Origin of the sequence: Streptococcus sp. LYSM12 (assembly GCF_004569635.1) — a bacterium.
Lineage (GTDB): Bacteria > Bacillota > Bacilli > Lactobacillales > Streptococcaceae > Streptococcus.
On sequence record NZ_SPOZ01000006.1, the window covers coordinates 37,409 to 54,513 of the forward strand.

The window sequence follows — 17,105 nt, forward strand, 5'->3', positions numbered from 1 at the left end:
TGCTGGTAGTAGATTTCTAACCCTATTTGTTACTTTTCCCAGCCCAGCTCTTCTTAATCGGATTAGATTTTGGTGAGTAGGAGGAGGGGGATAAAGTTTTCCCTACAAGCCTTAGCTTGAGGACCTTTAGGATGAACTAAGGTTATCCATGACAATGATAGAAAGGATCTCTAATTCAGAGAGAAGCTATAGTTTAATCTGTGACTACTATAAAACAGTTGGATGATATATAACAGTTTGTAATGATAATGTCATGTGTTTGTTGTACTTGTTATCGTTTTTAAAATACGAAAGTTCAGGAATTTTTGGTATAATAGGACTATGTTTATTTCACTAGTTACAATTTGTAGCCATCTCTTATTCATCTATCTTGCCCATTCATTGCTGCTATCAGTCATGGATTGGTCAAAATGCTTAAAAGGGACGGCAGAAAATCAAAAGAAAATTCAGCTATTCATTGTATTTTTGGCAGTTGCCCTGGGCTACTTGGTTTCGGCGTTCTTTTTAGATGTCTTATCCATTAGTCGGGACCTAGCAGCACTATTTCGCTAGAAGATGTATGAATATCTATCAGGTTGATGGATAAGTGAAAATCTGTTAGAAAAGTCTAAGAGGAAATGGAAAATGGATAAAATTATTGTCAAAGGTGGAAAGACGCCCTTAAAAGGTCAGGTCGTTATCGAGGGAGCTAAAAATGCAGTCTTACCCCTGTTAGCAGCCACTATCTTAGCAAGCGAAGGACAGTCGCGTCTCTCTAATGTACCGATTCTATCTGATGTTTTCACCATGAATCATGTGGTAGCTGGTTTGGGTGCGCAGGTTTCATTCCACCAGGAGAAGAATGAGATTATCGTTGATGCTCGAGGTGAACTCGGTAGTGAAGCGCCCTACAAGTATGTCAATCAAATGCGGGCTTCTATCGTGGTATTAGGACCAATATTGGCACGAAATGGCTATGCTAAGGTATCGATGCCTGGTGGTTGTACCATTGGTAGTCGGCCGATTGATTTGCATCTAAAAGGTCTGGAAGCAATGGGAGCTACGATTTACCAGCGGGCAGGCTATATTGAGGCAAGGGTTGAACGTTTACAAGGAACGCATTTCTATATGGATTTCCCTAGCGTGGGCGCTACGCAAAACTTGATGATGGCAGCGACATTAGCAGAGGGAACAACTGTAATTGAAAACGCTGCGCGTGAGCCAGAAATCGTTGATCTGGCAATTTTCTTGAATAAAATGGGTGCTAAGGTTAAGGGGGCAGGTACAGAAACGATTACGATAAAAGGTGTTTCTTCCCTCCATGGAGCCGATCATCAGGTGGTTCAAGACCGTATTGAAGCAGGGACCTTTATGGTTGCGGCAGCTATGACGGGCGGAGATGTCTTGATAAAGGATGCGATTTGGGAACACAATCGCCCTTTGATTTCAAAAATGCAGGAAATGGGAGTTGAAGTGAGTGAAGAAGACGAGGGCATCCGCATTCGTTCAACGGTTGCTCGCTTAAAATCTGTAACAGTAAAGACCCTGCCGCATCCTGGTTTTCCGACAGATATGCAGGCTCAATTTACAGCCCTCATGGCAGTGGCCAAGGGGGAATCGACCATGATTGAGACGGTTTTTGAGAACAGGTTCCAACACTTGGAAGAATTACGTCGTATGGACTTACACTCAGATATTTTGCGTGATACAGCCATTATCACAGGCGGGACTCCGCTTCAAGGGGCAGAAGTCATGTCAACAGATTTGAGAGCTAGTGCTGCTTTGATTTTGTCAGGGCTTGTAGCAGAGGGTGTGACGACGGTTGGAATGCTGACACATCTTGATCGTGGTTATTATCGCTTCCATGAAAAATTAGCAGCTTTAGGAGCAGATATTGAACGAATAAAGGGAGAAAGCTAATGGATCAGAAAGAACAGCTACGTTTTGTCGCTAATCAATTTTTAATGGTTCTCTTTATTGCTTTTTTAGCGGTGATTATTTTTGCAATAGGTCTGATGGTTGGCTACGGTGTCATTGGCGATGGAGATAATATCTGGGCGATTTTATCTGCAGATAAATGGCAGGAATTGATTGGAAAGTTTACAGGAAAGTAGGAGAATCCTACTTTTTTCAATGGGAGAGAGATGGTAAGAAGAAAAACAAAAACACAGAGTATTCGTCTGGCTAGTTTTTTGGTCGCGCTTTTGTTGGCGTTGGGAGGTTATTTTTTAACAGAACAGCCAGCTTCGGTATCAAATGAGCAGGTAACAACAAGGCCAAGGGATAATGGTCTGGCTCCCTCAGAGGAGTTGGCTAGCTCCATTTTGACCGACTCGGTAAGAAAACAGTTAGGGACAGATATCGTCTATAATGGAGCGGGTGCATTTGTTGTCAATGGCAATCAGACCGCTCTTGATGCTTCTGTAGCTAGTAAACCCTATGCGGAGAATAAGATTAAGACGGCACAAGGAAAAGTGGTTCCAACAGTCGCCAATGCTCTCTTAAGCAAGACAACACGCCAGTATCAAAAGCGTGAAGAAACAGGTAATGGCTCGACCAGCTGGAGGCCGGCTGGCTGGCATCAGGTGAAAAATTTAGAAGGAGAGTACAATCACGCTATTGATAGAGGGCATTTACTGGCTTATTCCTTAGTGGGAGGCTTAAAGGGTTACGATGCCTCCACCAGCAATCCTAAGAACATAGCTGTCCAGACTGCTTGGGCCAATCAGGCCAACCGTCACGATGCGACAGGTCAAAATTATTTTGAAACGCAGATTCGTAGAGCCTTGGATAAGAACAAGCGGATCCGCTATCGCGTGACCTTAATCTATCAATCTGAAGATGATTTGGTACCTGTAGGTAGCCACTTGGAAGCAAAAGCAGCAGACGGTAGTCTTGAGTTCAACGTCTTTGTCCCCAATGTGCAACAAGGATTAACTATTGATTATAACAGCGGGCAGATTCGCCTTATTCAGTAGGAGAACAGATGAAACCAGATGTTTTTCGACGAGATAGACATCAGATATGGAATGAAAAGTGAATGCACCTCTTGATAGCTATAAGCAGATATAGCTATCAAGAGTGGAATGTAGAAACGACGAAGAGGTTAACGGAAGATTTGCCTGTGCCAAAACTCCTAGTAAGGTTAAATGATCTAAGGAAGAAGTCGGGTACTTGTGTTAGCCAACTATAAGCATAGAAACGTTGGTATTTTCTAAGAAATGCTTAAAAAGCGAGTGTTGATAATGGCTAGCTACCAGATTGAAAATAGCAATTTCTAACTCTTCACTGGGCTGGATAAGCTCGATTTATAGCAGTCTTACAATGAATAATCCTAGCAGGAAAGGCTTCAAATCCGGTTTTAGCTAACTTGATTTGAAGCCTTTTATCGCTCCCTTAGAAATAGGTATTCTTTTGGTTGCACGTATTTTATAGTCTTTTTAGTATTAGGAAACGAGCTGCAGGCTGTACTAGAGTATGGCAAAGCAAGTTAACGAAGTCATAAAAGATAAACGAAATGACTATATAATATTATTCTGCCCTCTTTTATAGCCTTTTAGTACTAGTCAATGAGCCGCAGGCTGTATTAGAGTACGGCAAAGATTAAACGAAATGACTATATAATATTATTCTGCCCTCTTTTATAGTCTTTTAGTACTAGTCAATGAGCCGCAGGCTATATTAGAGTGCGGCAAAGAGAGTGAACCAAGGAATAAAAGATAAGCTCAATGACTCTACACCCTCGTATCGAAGTGTCATTCTCGTCATCATTGCTTCTTTTAAAGCTCGTTTACAGGTTACTTGAAATTTTGTGCTATACTAGTAGGTGGGGTATGATCAATTAGGATAAAATGATTTGTTGTTAAGGAGGAAATGATATGTCTATTCAACAAGTGTTACAATCATTGGACGGTATTCAAGAATGGCAGGAAGAAACCTATAAGTATCTTCATGCTCATCCAGAACTATCGATGCAAGAAACGCAGACAGCGCAATTTATTTTCGAAACATTACAAGGTTATGGCTATCAGACACAACTGATTGGCGGTGGTGTGGTTGGTGTGTTACAAAATGGAGATGGTCCGACTGTTCTTTTTCGTGCAGATATGGATGGTCTTCCTATCAAAGAGAAAACTGGCCTGGACTATGCTTCACAGGTTGTGATGAAAGACTTAAATGGGGATATGGTTCCAGTTATGCATGCCTGTGGGCACGATGTTCATATAGTAGCTGGATTAGGAGCCGCCTGGGCTCTAGCGCTGCATCTGGATGAATGGCAGGGAACCTATATTGCCCTCTTTCAACCAGGTGAAGAGATTGCTGCGGGGGCAAAGGCCATGATAGCAGATGGTCTATTTGAGAAAATTCCACATCCGCAAGTGGCCTTAAGCCAGCATGTTCTGACGGAACCGGTAGCAGGGAAAGTAGGGACCCGCTCTGGATCATTTTTGTCCAGCGCTGCATCGCTAAGTATCACGATTTATGGTCAAGGAGCACATGGTTCGATGCCGCATTTGAGTGTCGATCCAATCGTAATCGGCTCATCCATTGTGATGAAACTACAGACCATTGTTTCTCGAGAAATGGATCCTTTCCAATTTGCGGTAGTATCTGTCGGCAGTTTTCAGGCAGGATTGAAAGCCAATATTATTCCAGATACAGCAAACTTACAGGTCAACATTCGGACCTATAATGAAAAAGTTCAACAGCAAGTGCTAGATAGTATCAAGCGGATTGTCCATGCCGAATGTGAAGCAGCTGGCTGTACAACATCCCCTAAAATAAAAGTATTTGACTATTATCCTCTGACGGAGAATGATGCTAAGATCACAGCTGAGGTGACAGAGGCCTTTGAGACCTATCTAGGTAAAGAACGGGTAGTGGCTTACCACCCTATGACTGCTTCAGAAGATTTTTCCTACATTCCACAGGCCCTTAATATTCCTTATCTCTATTGGGGATTCGGAGGTTTCACAGAAGATCAGACAAGCTATGCTAACCACAATCCAAAATTCGCACCAGCTATCCAACCGACCCTTAGAACAGGAACAGAAGCTGCCATTATTGCCGTCTTATGTTACCTTGGGAAGTGAGTGCTGGAGTCGTTTAGCTTGCCTATGTGTGCTAAATCCCCATGATTGTGGTACAATACACGTATATACTTTCTTTTGAAATGAGAATGATTATGGAAACAGGATTGAATATTATCAGCCATATTGAATCAAACATGGCTAGAATGAGTGAGATAGAGGGGAATGTTGCTAAGTTTTTTATAGCAGAGGCACACAAAGAATCTGATTTATCTGCGGAGCATGTTTGTGAAATTGTCCATGCCTCTTTATCGGCTTTGACACGGTTTTCTAAAAAATGTGGATTCAAAGGCTATCGAGAATTTATTTTTGAGTACCGAAAAAGTCAAAAACAGCTAAAAGAGAGAGTGAAGCATTTTCAAAATGAAGTGACTCCCAATATCTTTAGAGACTATGAAGAAATTATTGAAAAAACACAGTCTTTGATAGATGAGGCGCAGCTAGAGAGAATTTCTAGAATGTTGGTTACTGTTTCACGAATCTATTTGTATGGAGCTGGTTTTTCAGGCTTGGTTGCTAAAGAAGTTAAAATTCGCTTTGTTCGTTTAGGGCTAGTGACCGAAGTTATTCACGATTTGGATAATTTGGTTTGGACCAGTGGGATTATTGATTCCTCCTGTCTCGTTATTGGTTTCTCCTTATCAGGTGATTCTAGGATTGTCGTAAATGCTTTGCAAAATGCTTCGAGAATAGGAGCAAAAAGTATCCTTTTAACGAGCCAGCCCGACGGAAATAGTCATGTGGATGAGGTCGTGCAAGTCGCTTCGATGAGAAATCTTGATCAGGGAACTAGAATCTCCCCACAGTTGCCGATTTTATTTATGATTGATATTATTTATGGTTATTTTTTATCAGCCAATAAATCACAGAGGCTTGAAATTTTTAACAAGACAGTTGTTAATCATGATGATAACGATAAGGTATTACGATTGTTTCAGACAGAAGAATAGTAGTAGGCGCTATCAGTTAGTCTTCTGCTGTAAACCTATCATAGTCAGTGAAGATGTTAGAATAGGATTTAGGGGCTAGACTTGAGTCTAGCCCCTTTTTTAGAGTGCTCAGCGCGTGCTTGACTTGTATACGGGCAGGGGAAAACGAACTCTTTTTATAGCCGTTTCGTTTATTTTTAGTACTAGGCAAGGAGTCGCAGGTAGTACTGAAATACAGCAAGACGAGTTAACGAAGTAATAAAAATATAAGCTAAATGACTATATCATTGCACCTGTATTGACTGATTGCAGGTGAGGGACAGGGAAAATCGCAAGGGCTTGGTTGAAGTCCTTGCGATTTTTTTCTTAATCGAGTTCCCATGATTTCTTTTTTATAGCCGTTTCGTTTATCTTTTATTCCTTGGTTCACTCGCTTTGCCGTACTCTAGTACAGCCTGCAGCTCCTTGCCTAGTACTAAAAGCAAATGAAAAGGCTATATCTTATATGAGATTGGGCTGGAACTATTTTCAAGGGAGAGAGGATTTATCTGTAGAAGATTGAAAGTAAAAATGATTTTTTAGGAATGATTGCTTTTTAAAAAATTTTTGGTAGAATAAAATTGTAAACGTTTTCAAGAAAGGAGACGAGAAAGCATGACTGAAAAACTTACTAAGGAAAAATTTAAATCATTAGTAAAAAATGGCATCATTGTATCCTGTCAGGCCTTACCTGGAGAGCCGCTTTATACGGAAGAGGGAGGCATTATTCCCCGTTTGGCTTTAGCTGCTGAACAGGCTGGAGCTGTGGGGATTCGTGCTAATTCAATCAGAGATATTAGGGAGATAAAGGAGCACACGCATCTTCCCATTATTGGTATCATCAAGAGAGACTATCCTCCCCAAGAGCCGTTTATCACTGCAACCATGAGAGAAATTGATGAATTGGCTGCAGAGGGGGTTGATGTTATTGCATTTGATTGTACAAATAGAGAACGGTATGATGGCTTAAGTCTTACGGAATTTATCAGCCAGATAAAGACCAAATATCCTGACCAGTTATTGATGGCAGATATTAGTACCTTTGATGAGGGACTCAAAGCATTTAACCTAGGTATTGATTTTGTAGGAACGACCTTATCAGGGTATACACGTTATAGTCGACAGGCAGAAGGACCAGATTTAGAATTGATAGAGCGACTGTGCAATGTCGGAGTAGATGTCATTGCAGAAGGAAAAATTCATACAGTTGAGGATGCAAAAGCTGTTAAGGCACTCAATCCGGCAGGAATCGTAATAGGAGGGGCGATTACGCGACCAAAAGAGATTGCAGAACGGTTTATCAAAGCTATTCACGAGCCAATGTAAAGAGCTTTTGGAAAGTTGTTGGAATGCAACTGAAAGGAACTTTATAAAAAATACTGAAACAGTAATCTCTCATGTCTATTAGATTGGAGGGTGCATGTGCTAACGAATATTTCTTTGATTGCCGAGATAGGAAAACGAATTTTTTAATAGGAGGAGAAGATAGAGATGATTATCACCCATATTGAATACCTATCAACCTATATCGGGGTAAACCCGTATATGAAGTATCTGGTTGATTATTTCCAATCCATTACTTTGGAAGAAATTGCAGAAGGATCGATTTCGATTCATGAAGATAAGGTATTCGGAAATTGTTTCACTTATATAGCAGATGGCACAGCAGGTGATTTTTTTGAAACGCATCACAAATATATCGATGTTCATCTTGTTATAAAAAATGTTGAAGATATGGCTGTAACAGTTCCAGAAAAAGTAACAGTTACGCAAGCGTATGATGAGGAAAAAGATATTGAATTATATAGCGGGGAATATGAGCAAATCGTCCGATTAAATCCAGGTATTTGCTTGATTACCTTTCCTGAAGATTTACACCAGCCCAAGGTAGGTGTAAATGATTCGGAAGTTAAAAAAGTAGTTTTCAAAATCGCTATTTCATAAAGGAGAAGTATAATGAAATTTCGTAAAATGTTCAGCTCAATTTGTTTGGCAGCAACCACAGTAGCTCTTATAGGTTGTTCCTCAGGCACAAACGATACTGCCACGCCAGCAGATAAATCAGGCGAATTGTCTGGTGAGATTGTCATGTGGCATTCCTTTACACAAGGACCACGCTTGGAGTCCATTCAAAAATCTGCAGACGAATTTATGGAGAAGAATCCCAAAGTCACTATTAAAATTGAAACATTCTCTTGGAATGACTTCTACACCAAATGGACAACAGGTTTAGCGAATGGCAATGTGCCTGATGTGAGTACAGCCTTGCCTAATCAGGTAATGGAAATGGTAAACTCTGACGCGATTATTCCATTGGATGATACGATTGATAGTCTCGGTAAGGACCGTTTTAATAAAACAGCACTAGATGAGGCGAAAGTTGGTGGAAGTTATTATTCAGTTCCCCTCTACTCTCACGGTCAAGTTATGTGGGTTCGTACAGACCTCTTGAAACAACACGGTTTAGAAGTTCCAAAGACATGGGAGGAGCTCTATCAAGCAAGTAAAAAACTAAAAGAAGCTGGAGTTTATGGTGTATCCGTACCTTTTGGTACAAATGACTTTATGGGGACTCGTTTCCTAAACTTCTATGTTCGTAGCGCAGGTGGAAGTCTTCTTACAGAAGATTTGAAAGCTGATTTGACTAGTGATTTAGCTCAAGAGGGGATCAACTACTGGGTTAAGATGTATAAGGAAATTTCTCCTCAAGATTCCTTGAACTACAATGTGCTCCAACAAGCTACATTATTCTATCAAGGTCAAACAGCGTTTGACTTTAACTCGGGCTTCCATATCGGAGGGGTTCAAGCCAACAGCCCACAACTTTTGGACCATATTGATGCTTATCCGATGCCAAAAGTCAAGGTTTCTGATAAAGACTATGGTATTGAAACCTCCAATATTCCAATGGTTGTCTGGAAAAAATCTAAAGCACCTCATGTCGCAAAAGCATTCTTGGAGTACCTGTATGAAGAAGATAACTACCTTGAATTCTTAAATTCAACGCCTGTTGGTATGCTTCCTGCAGTAAGCGGTATTACAGATTTAGAAAGCTATCAATCGAATGAAACTCGTCAGAAGTTCCAACACGCTGAAGAAGTTATTTTGAATGCAGTAGCATCTGGTACAGCGATTGGTTATGAAAACGGTCCAAGTGTACAGGCAGGTTTGTTGACAAACCAACATATCATTGAACAAATGTTCCAAGATATTATCACAAATGGTACAGATTCTAAGAAAGCTGCAAAAGATGCAGAAAAACAATTGAATGACTTGTTTGAAACAGTAGCAGTAAGTGTAGAATAGAGTTCAAAGCAAGTGGACTAAGGACACTAGTTCCTTGGTCTACTTTTTAGAAAGGAGAGAAAGAATGGAAAAAGACCGGAACCTGACCCGTTGGATGTTTGTGCTTCCTGCCATGATTATTGTAGGTCTACTCTTTATCTACCCGTTTTTTTCAAGTATTTTTTATAGTTTTACGAACAAAAATTTAATCATGCCAAACTACAAGTTTGTTGGCTTTGATAACTATATTGCAGTTCTAAAAGATCCAAATTTCTTCAATGCTTTCTTTAATTCATTGAAATGGACAATCATCTCACTAGCGGGGCAAGTGCTGGTTGGTTTTGTTCTAGCACTATCACTCCACAGAGTGAAGCGATTTAAAAAAGTATATCGTACATTGTTGATTGTTCCCTGGGCTTTCCCAACGATTGTCATTGCTTTTTCATGGCAGTGGATTTTAAATGGTGTTTACGGTTATCTTCCGAATATGATTGTCAAACTGGGCTTGATGGAGATGGCACCCTCATTCTTGACGGATAGTACATGGGCATTTATTTGTCTAGTGTTTATCAACGTTTGGTTTGGTGCACCAATGATCATGGTGAACGTATTGTCTGCCTTACAAACAGTGCCCCAAGAACAATTTGAGGCAGCACGGATTGATGGCGCATCACCCTGGCAAGTATTTCGCTTTATCACTTTTCCACATATAAAAGTTGTGATTGGCTTGTTAGTTGTCTTACGTACAGTTTGGATTTTTAATAACTTTGATATTATATACCTGATTACAGGAGGTGGTCCATCCAATGCGACCATGACCTTACCAATTTTTGCTTACAACCTAGGCTGGGGAACAAAGCTTCTAGGACGAGCATCAGCTGTCACAGTCCTATTGTTCCTCTTCCTGTTAACAGTATGTTTCGTTTACTTTAAGGTTATCAGTAAGTGGGAGAAAGAAGGAAGATAATTATGAAGAAAAAATCAAACCTACTACTTGATATTGGCTCGCATATTGTACTGATTCTAGCAACCATTGTTGCCATTTTCCCCCTACTATGGATTATTGTATCCTCTGTAAAAGGAAAAGGAGAACTCACTCAATTTCCAACTCGTTTTTTCCCGGAAAATTTCACACTAGACTACTTTACTCACGTAATCAATGATCTTCATTTTATGGATAATATAAAGAACAGTTTATTGATTTCTCTGGGCTCAACTGTCGTTGCCACAATTATATCCTCTATGGCAGCTTATGGGATTGTAAGGTTCTTTCCAAAACTTGGAGCGATTATGTCACGTCTTCTAGTGACGACTTATATTTTCCCGCCTATTTTACTTGCGATTCCCTACTCTATTGCAGTTGCAAGAGCAGGTTTAGCCAATAGCTTATTTGGCTTGTCGCTCATCTATCTATCCTTTAGTGTTCCCTATGCTGTCTGGCTCTTAGTGGGATTTTTCCAAACAGTCCCTATTGGAATTGAAGAAGCAGCACGGATTGATGGTGCCAACAAATTTGTCACCTTTTATAAAGTTGTCTTACCCATTGTCGCTCCTGGTATTGTAGCAACAGCGATTTATACATTTATCAACGCTTGGAATGAGTTCTTGTATGCACTGATATTAATCAATGATACCAGTAAGATGACCGTTGCGGTAGCCTTGCGTTCTTTAAACGGTTCAGAAATTTTAGACTGGGGTGATATGATGGCGGCATCCGTTATTGTAGTCTTACCATCTATTCTATTTTTCTCTATCATTCAAAATAAAATCGCGAGCGGATTATCAGAAGGATCTGTCAAATAAAAACATCATATGGAGGTTTCACAATGAAACACAAGAAGATTTACTCTTCTCTTGGTCTGTTACTCGTGGCAGGAACGGTACTCGTCACTGTTCCGACCACGATTGTAGCAAATGCTCCCAGTATTACACAAGTAGTGGATACTCCAGTCTATCAAACAGGACCGATTGACCTGAATAAGCAGGGCTCTGATATCACTTCCAGTGTTCTAGAGAATTTTAAGTCCGATACACAAAGTATAGCAGTACGCTTTTCTTCGAATAATGCGAATGCCTTACAAGCTTTAGTGGGAATTTCCAACGCTTCTAGAGGTTTTAGAAATCATTATTTCTCTATTTTTATTCGAGATACTGGTGAAGTCGGTGTTGAAATCCGTGATGCGAAAAAAGGAATCAATTACCTGTTTGCAAGGCCTGCATCATTGTGGGGACAACACAAGGGACAAGACGCGGAAAATATGGTTGTCTTTGTTAGTAATGCAACAGAGAAAACCTACACCATGTATGTAAATGGTACGAAAGTTTTTACAGAAACAGTTGAAAATTTTCTCCCGATTACAGGTATTGGGGGACAGAATACTGTTACTCTTGGTGGTGTCAATAGAGAAGGAAAGATTGACTATGGGATGACCGGTCGTATTGAAAGTGTATCTTTCTACAATAAAGCATTTTCTCCCTCAGAAGCTCAATCGTTTACCGCATCAGCACCTCATCAACTAATCTTCCAATCAGGAGACTCAACCCAGGCAAATTACTTTAGAATTCCAGCCTTATATACATTAGATAGTGGTCGTGTTCTGGCAAGCATCGATGCACGCTACGGTGGGACACACGATTCACGAAGTAAAATCAATATTGCTACATCTTTTAGTGATAATAATGGAGAATCTTGGAGTGAGCCGAACCTTGCCATGAAATTTAATGACTATGCAGAGCAACTGGTCGAATGGCCAAGAAAGAATCAGGCCAAGAATAGTCAAATCAATGGTAGCGCTTCATTTATTGACTCTGCGCTCGTTCAAGATAAACAAACAGGGAAAGTTGTGATGTTGGCTGATGTTATGCCAGCAGGGATAGGCAACAATAATGCAGTAAAAACAGATTCAGGCTTTAAAGAAATAGACGGTCACTATTTTGTTAAATTGAAAAAAGAGGGCGACACTCACTATCAGTATTCTATCAGAGAAGACGGTCAGGTATACGATGATACAAGGGGGCAGCCAACACCTTATTCAGTCAATTCAAAATATGAGTTGTTTGAAAATGGTCAGCCATTGACCGTTGAGCAGTATTCAGTAGCCTTTAACGGTGAAAGTTTAAATGAGTTTCATAATGGAACCCTTGTTCCAATGAATATCTTTTATAAAGATTCTCTATTCAAGGTAGCTCCTACCAACTATATTGGAGTAGCTACAAGTGACGATGGAGGAGAATCATGGAGTGATTTTAAATTATTACCGCCGTTTTTAGGAGTAGATCATAATGCTACTTATTTAAGCCCTGGACAAGGATTGGCACTTAAAAATAGCAAGCGTTTAGTATTTGCTACCTATACCCGCGGAGAGTTAACCTACTTGATTACAGAGGACGCAGGGCAAACTTGGAAAAAAGCATCTGCACCTGTACCGTTTACGAATGCAACTGCAGAAGCACAAATGGTGGAACTTCGTGACGGAGTTATCCGAACGTTCTTTAGAACGACAACTGGTAAGATTGCCTACATGACAAGTTATGATGCAGGGGATACTTGGTCGGATGTTTCCTATTTAGATATAGTAAAACAAACGAATTATGGTACGCAAGTTTCTGTTATTAAGTATTCTCAGTTGATTGATGGCAAGGAAGCTGTACTACTCAGCACACCAAATTCAAGGACTGGGAGAAAAGGCGGTCAAATATGGGTCGGTCTTATGAACCCCGCAGATGATACAATCGACTGGAAATATCATTATGATGTAGACTTACCTGAGTATGGATACGCCTACTCGGCGATTACAGAATTACCGAATCATCATATTGGTGTACTATTTGAAAAGTATGATTCTTGGTCTCGTAATGAATTGCATCTAACAAACGTAGTACAGTATATCGATCTTGAAATAAATGATTTGTTAAAATAAAGGAGAAGGACAATGGTTAAATATGGTATAGTGGGGACAGGTTATTTCGGAGCAGAATTAGCACGCTATTTGCAAAAAAATGATGGGGCAACCATTACGCTAGTGTATGATCCAGATAATGCAGTAGAAGTTGCAGAAGAACTGGGTGCAAAGGTGGCTTCCTCTCTAGATGAATTGGTTTCTAGTCCGGAGGTTGACTGCGTTGTCGTAGCGACACCTAACTATCTTCATAAGGAGCCTGTCGTGAAAGCGGCACAAAATGGCAAGCATGTATTTTGTGAAAAACCGATCGCCTTGTCGTATGAAGATTGCCGTGAGATGGTTGATATCTGTAAAAAGCATGAGGTTATTTTTATGGCTGGTCACATTATGAACTTCTTTAATGGAGTTCATCATGCTAAGGAACTCATCAATGAGGGTGTGATTGGCGATGTTTTATATTGTCATACAGCACGCAATGGTTGGGAAGAGGTGCAGCCGTCTGTTTCATGGAAGAAAATTCGGGAAAAATCAGGTGGTCATCTGTACCACCATATCCATGAATTAGACTGTGTGCAGTTCATTATGGGGGGAACTCCTGAGACAGTCACGATGACTGGAGGTAACGTTGCTCATGATGGTGAGGGATTTGGTGATGAAGATGATATGATTTTAGTCAATATGGAGTTTTCAAACAAACGTTTTGCCATTTGTGAATGGGGCTCAGCCTATCGTTGGGGTGAACACTATGTTCTCATTCAGGGAACCAAAGGGGCGATTAAACTAGATATGTTTCATTGCAGAGGAACCTTAAAGGTTGACGGGAAAGAAACCTATTTCTTAGTTCATGAGTCTCAGGAAGAGGATGATGACCGGACTCGCATTTACCACAGTACAGAAATGGATGGTGCGATTGCGTACGGTAAACCGGGGAAGCGTACCCCGATGTGGCTTTCCTCTATCATTGATAAGGAAATGCGTTTCTTGCATGACGTTATGCTAGGAAAACCTGTTGGTGATGAGTATAAGAAGTTGTTGACAGGCGAGGCAGCTCTCGAAGCAATCGCTACTGCGGATGCTTGTACGGTTTCTATCAATGAGGATAGAAAAGTCAAGCTCTCAGAGATTATGAAGTAATGAAATGTTTAATAAAGGTGAATCTATGAGTAATCTAAGTAAATATTCAGGTGTTATCCCAGCGTTTTATGCTTGTTATGATGATAATGGTGACATCAGCCCAGATCGTGTGAGAACTCTAACGCAGTTCTTTATTGACAAGGGGGTGCAAGGGCTCTATGTCAATGGTTCTTCTGGGGAATGCATTTATCAAAGTGTTGCAGATCGTAAAATCATATTAGAGAATGTAATGGCGGTAGCTAAGGATAAACTAAAGATTATCGCTCATGTTGCCTGCAATAATACAAAGGATAGCGTAGAGTTGGCAAAGCATGCGGAAGAATTAGGTGTAGATGCTATTGCAGCTATTCCACCAATCTACTTCCGTTTACCAGAGCATGCAATCGCCCAATATTGGAATGATATTAGTGCAGGTGCACCAAATACAGACTTTATCATTTATAACATTCCTCAATTAGCAGGTGTCGCATTGACCCCTAGCTTGTATCGGGAAATGTTGAAGAACCCCCGCGTTATCGGGGTGAAAAATTCGTCAATGCCAGTTCAGGATATTCAAACCTTTGTATCCCTTGGAGGGGATGACTATGTTGTCTTTAATGGTCCAGATGAACAATTTATTAGCGGTCGTCTCATGGGGGCTACGGGTGGCATTGGTGGAACCTATGGAGCCATGCCTGAACTATTCTTAAAATTGAATGAACTCTTGCTCCACAAGGAATGGGAGCAAGCACAAGCATTGCAGTATCGTATCAACGACATTATCTCTCTTCTTTGCTCAGGTAAGGGACATATGTATGCTATTATCAAGGGTGTTTTGAAGTATAATGAGGGGTTGGAATTAGGCTCTGTCCGTCTACCACTCGTAGCTGCCACGGCTGAAGATGATGAGATTATTGCCCGTGCAGCAAAGCGAATAAAGGATACGATGGAAGAGTTTTGTTAAGCTCCTATTTTCCAGTGAGTAAGGTAAGAGGAGGAAGTTGGATGACTTATTACTTAGCAATTGATATTGGAGGAACTTTTATAAAATTTGGGATTCTTGATTCGAATGAACATTTTCTGGAACAAGATAAAATGGAGACCAATGCCCACAGAGGTGGACCTCATATCTTAAAAACTGTGAAAGAATTGGTAAAATGGTATCGTTCAAAATATCCATTAACAGGAGTCTGTATCTCTACCGCAGGCATGGTAGACCCTATTGAGGGAACAGTATTTTATGCTGGGCCACAAATCCCCAACTATGCAGGGACTTGTTTCAAGAAAGAGATAGAAGCGGCTTTTCATATCCCATGTGAAGTGGAGAATGATGTTAATTGTGCCGGTCTTGCTGAAAGAGTATCGGGATCTGGAAAAAACAGCAAGATTAGTGTCTGTTTAACAATCGGAACAGGTATAGGGGGCTGTTTATTACTCGACAAACAGGTATTCCATGGTCATAGCTATTCAGCTTGTGAGGTTGGTTATCTCCAGCTTTCAGAGGGCTCTTTTCAAGACCTAGCTTCAACAAGTGCATTGGTTCGATTTGTTGCCCAACAAGAGAATGACCTTGAAAGCGAATGGTCAGGATTGAGGATTTTTGAAGAAGCTAAGCTAGGAAATAAAAACTGTATTCTAGGAATAGAACGGATGGTTCACTATTTAGCAGCAGGAATTGCGAATATCTGCTACGTTGTAAATCCTGAGACGATTATTTTGGGAGGAGGTATTATGTCGCAAAAAGAATATCTCGCAAACAAAATTAGAGATGCGGGGAATGAAAAGCTCGTGCCAGCACTAGCAGAAAACCTCAATCTTGTCTTTGCCCAACACGAGAATAGTGCCGGAATGCTTGGAGCCTACTATCATTTTAGGGAAAGGATGAAGCAATAAAAGTTTCCATAAACGTTCCTGTCTTATCTCGATTTGCTCTTGTGTGAAGCTGTCTGCCCCCGTTCACCTTACAAAAGGAGGATTTCAAGCTAGATAGAGGTCATGGTGCTATCGTATATCTATCCGCGCTAGTGGTACTCTGTCCGTTTGCTAGTCGGTGGCCCATTGACTACCTATCCAATCTTAGCGGAACCTCACAGCAGTCTGCTTGCTCTGCTCGCCTCGTCGTTGCAGATTTTAAGAAAGCAAGAGCTTAAAGTGGAACGGGTTTTGGACCTATTTCTTGTATCTTTTCATGAACTGTAGTGGATAGCCCCTGGAGAGTACTAGTTTGGTACTCTCTTTCTCTATGTTCAAAGGAATGAGAATGCATGTTTTGAATTTTTTATAGTCATTTCGTTTATCTTTTATTACTTCGTTTACTCGCTTAGCCGTACTCCAGCACAGCCTGCAGCTTGTTGCCTAGTACTAAAAGTAAATAAAAAGACTATATCTTCGCTTATCCGAAGTTTCTTCGTCAGAATTTCTATTTTTATAGCCGTTGCCGGCTACGCTTGCTTACAGATACGGATGCCCTCTGGTGTGCCGAACCTCGCTATCCACGCAGGGGGTCTCACAAGGAAGTTGCAAGCAAGCTCTGTTCTTCCTCAGTGCGGTAGCTATCTGTTTCCTCCCTGCATTTCATTTGTGATGAGCCTAGCTATCCTCGCAGGGGTCTCACGACGAAGTTGCAAGCAACTTCTGTTCGGCCACTTGACGGTAGTTAGCTGGCAATTCCCTGCACTTTGTTTGGGACTAGCCTAGCTCCAAAGGTATAGTATACCTTTGGAGGTGAGAAATAGACGTTTGCAGGGCAAACGCTCCCTAGGAAGTAG

At 40.8% G+C, this 17,105-nt stretch carries 15 protein-coding genes; all 15 read left to right on the top strand.

From position 1 onward, the window contains the following. Positions 1 to 321: 321 nt before the first annotated feature. The 15 genes from E4T79_RS02920 (at position 322) to E4T79_RS02990 (ending at position 16,230) form a co-directional block, all read left to right on the top strand. The gene (locus E4T79_RS02920) at positions 322 to 552 is read left to right on the top strand and encodes a DUF1146 family protein (RefSeq protein ID WP_135027500.1); all 231 of its coding nucleotides are present in this window, start codon (positions 322 to 324) and stop codon (positions 550 to 552) included. A 72-nt stretch (positions 553 to 624) separates the two neighbouring features. Next, a complete protein-coding gene (murA, locus tag E4T79_RS02925; protein WP_135027503.1) occupies positions 625 to 1,899 on the top strand; it encodes a UDP-N-acetylglucosamine 1-carboxyvinyltransferase in 1,275 nt (424 codons plus the stop codon). Then, the gene (locus tag E4T79_RS02930) at positions 1,899 to 2,093 is read left to right on the top strand and encodes a DNA-directed RNA polymerase subunit beta (RefSeq protein WP_135027506.1); all 195 of its coding nucleotides are present in this window, start codon (positions 1,899 to 1,901) and stop codon (positions 2,091 to 2,093) included. The genes murA and E4T79_RS02930 overlap by 1 nt, the downstream gene beginning before the upstream one ends. Before the next feature lie 30 nt (positions 2,094 to 2,123). After that, positions 2,124 to 2,957, top strand: a complete 834-nt coding sequence (locus E4T79_RS02935; protein WP_135027508.1) for a DNA/RNA non-specific endonuclease — start codon at positions 2,124 to 2,126, stop codon at positions 2,955 to 2,957. Between the two features lie 900 nt (positions 2,958 to 3,857). Beyond that, the gene (locus tag E4T79_RS02940; protein WP_135027511.1) at positions 3,858 to 5,072 is read left to right on the top strand and encodes an amidohydrolase; all 1,215 of its coding nucleotides are present in this window, start codon (positions 3,858 to 3,860) and stop codon (positions 5,070 to 5,072) included. Between the two features lie 92 nt (positions 5,073 to 5,164). Next, a complete protein-coding gene (locus E4T79_RS02945) occupies positions 5,165 to 6,019 on the top strand; it encodes a MurR/RpiR family transcriptional regulator (RefSeq protein ID WP_167752609.1) in 855 nt (284 codons plus the stop codon). Between the two features lie 633 nt (positions 6,020 to 6,652). Continuing rightward, positions 6,653 to 7,363 (top strand): N-acetylmannosamine-6-phosphate 2-epimerase, encoded by a 711-nt coding sequence (locus tag E4T79_RS02950; protein WP_135027517.1) that lies wholly within the window; start codon positions 6,653 to 6,655, stop codon positions 7,361 to 7,363. Between the two features lie 165 nt (positions 7,364 to 7,528). Further along, positions 7,529 to 7,981 (top strand): YhcH/YjgK/YiaL family protein, encoded by a 453-nt coding sequence (locus E4T79_RS02955; RefSeq protein ID WP_135027520.1) that lies wholly within the window; start codon positions 7,529 to 7,531, stop codon positions 7,979 to 7,981. Between the two features lie 12 nt (positions 7,982 to 7,993). After that, on the top strand, positions 7,994 to 9,343 hold the full coding sequence (locus E4T79_RS02960) for a sugar ABC transporter substrate-binding protein (RefSeq protein ID WP_135027523.1): 1,350 nt from the start codon (positions 7,994 to 7,996) through the stop codon (positions 9,341 to 9,343). Positions 9,344 to 9,407: 64 nt separating this feature from the next. Beyond that, complete coding sequence (locus E4T79_RS02965; RefSeq protein WP_135027526.1) at positions 9,408 to 10,289, top strand: sugar ABC transporter permease; 882 nt, start codon at positions 9,408 to 9,410, stop codon at positions 10,287 to 10,289. Between the two features lie 2 nt (positions 10,290 to 10,291). Next, a complete protein-coding gene (locus tag E4T79_RS02970) occupies positions 10,292 to 11,125 on the top strand; it encodes a carbohydrate ABC transporter permease (protein WP_135027529.1) in 834 nt (277 codons plus the stop codon). Positions 11,126 to 11,148: 23 nt separating this feature from the next. Then, a complete protein-coding gene (locus E4T79_RS02975; RefSeq protein ID WP_135027532.1) occupies positions 11,149 to 13,242 on the top strand; it encodes an exo-alpha-sialidase in 2,094 nt (697 codons plus the stop codon). A 12-nt stretch (positions 13,243 to 13,254) separates the two neighbouring features. Then, the gene (locus E4T79_RS02980; RefSeq protein ID WP_135027535.1) at positions 13,255 to 14,358 is read left to right on the top strand and encodes a Gfo/Idh/MocA family oxidoreductase; all 1,104 of its coding nucleotides are present in this window, start codon (positions 13,255 to 13,257) and stop codon (positions 14,356 to 14,358) included. Between the two features lie 25 nt (positions 14,359 to 14,383). Continuing rightward, positions 14,384 to 15,301: a dihydrodipicolinate synthase family protein gene (locus E4T79_RS02985; RefSeq protein WP_135027537.1), complete on the top strand. Its 918-nt coding sequence runs from the start codon at positions 14,384 to 14,386 to the stop codon at positions 15,299 to 15,301. A gap of 41 nt (positions 15,302 to 15,342) precedes the next feature. Beyond that, entirely contained in the window at positions 15,343 to 16,230 is an 888-nt protein-coding gene (locus E4T79_RS02990) for an ROK family protein (protein ID WP_135027540.1), read from the top strand. Positions 16,231 to 17,105: the final 875 nt, after the last annotated feature.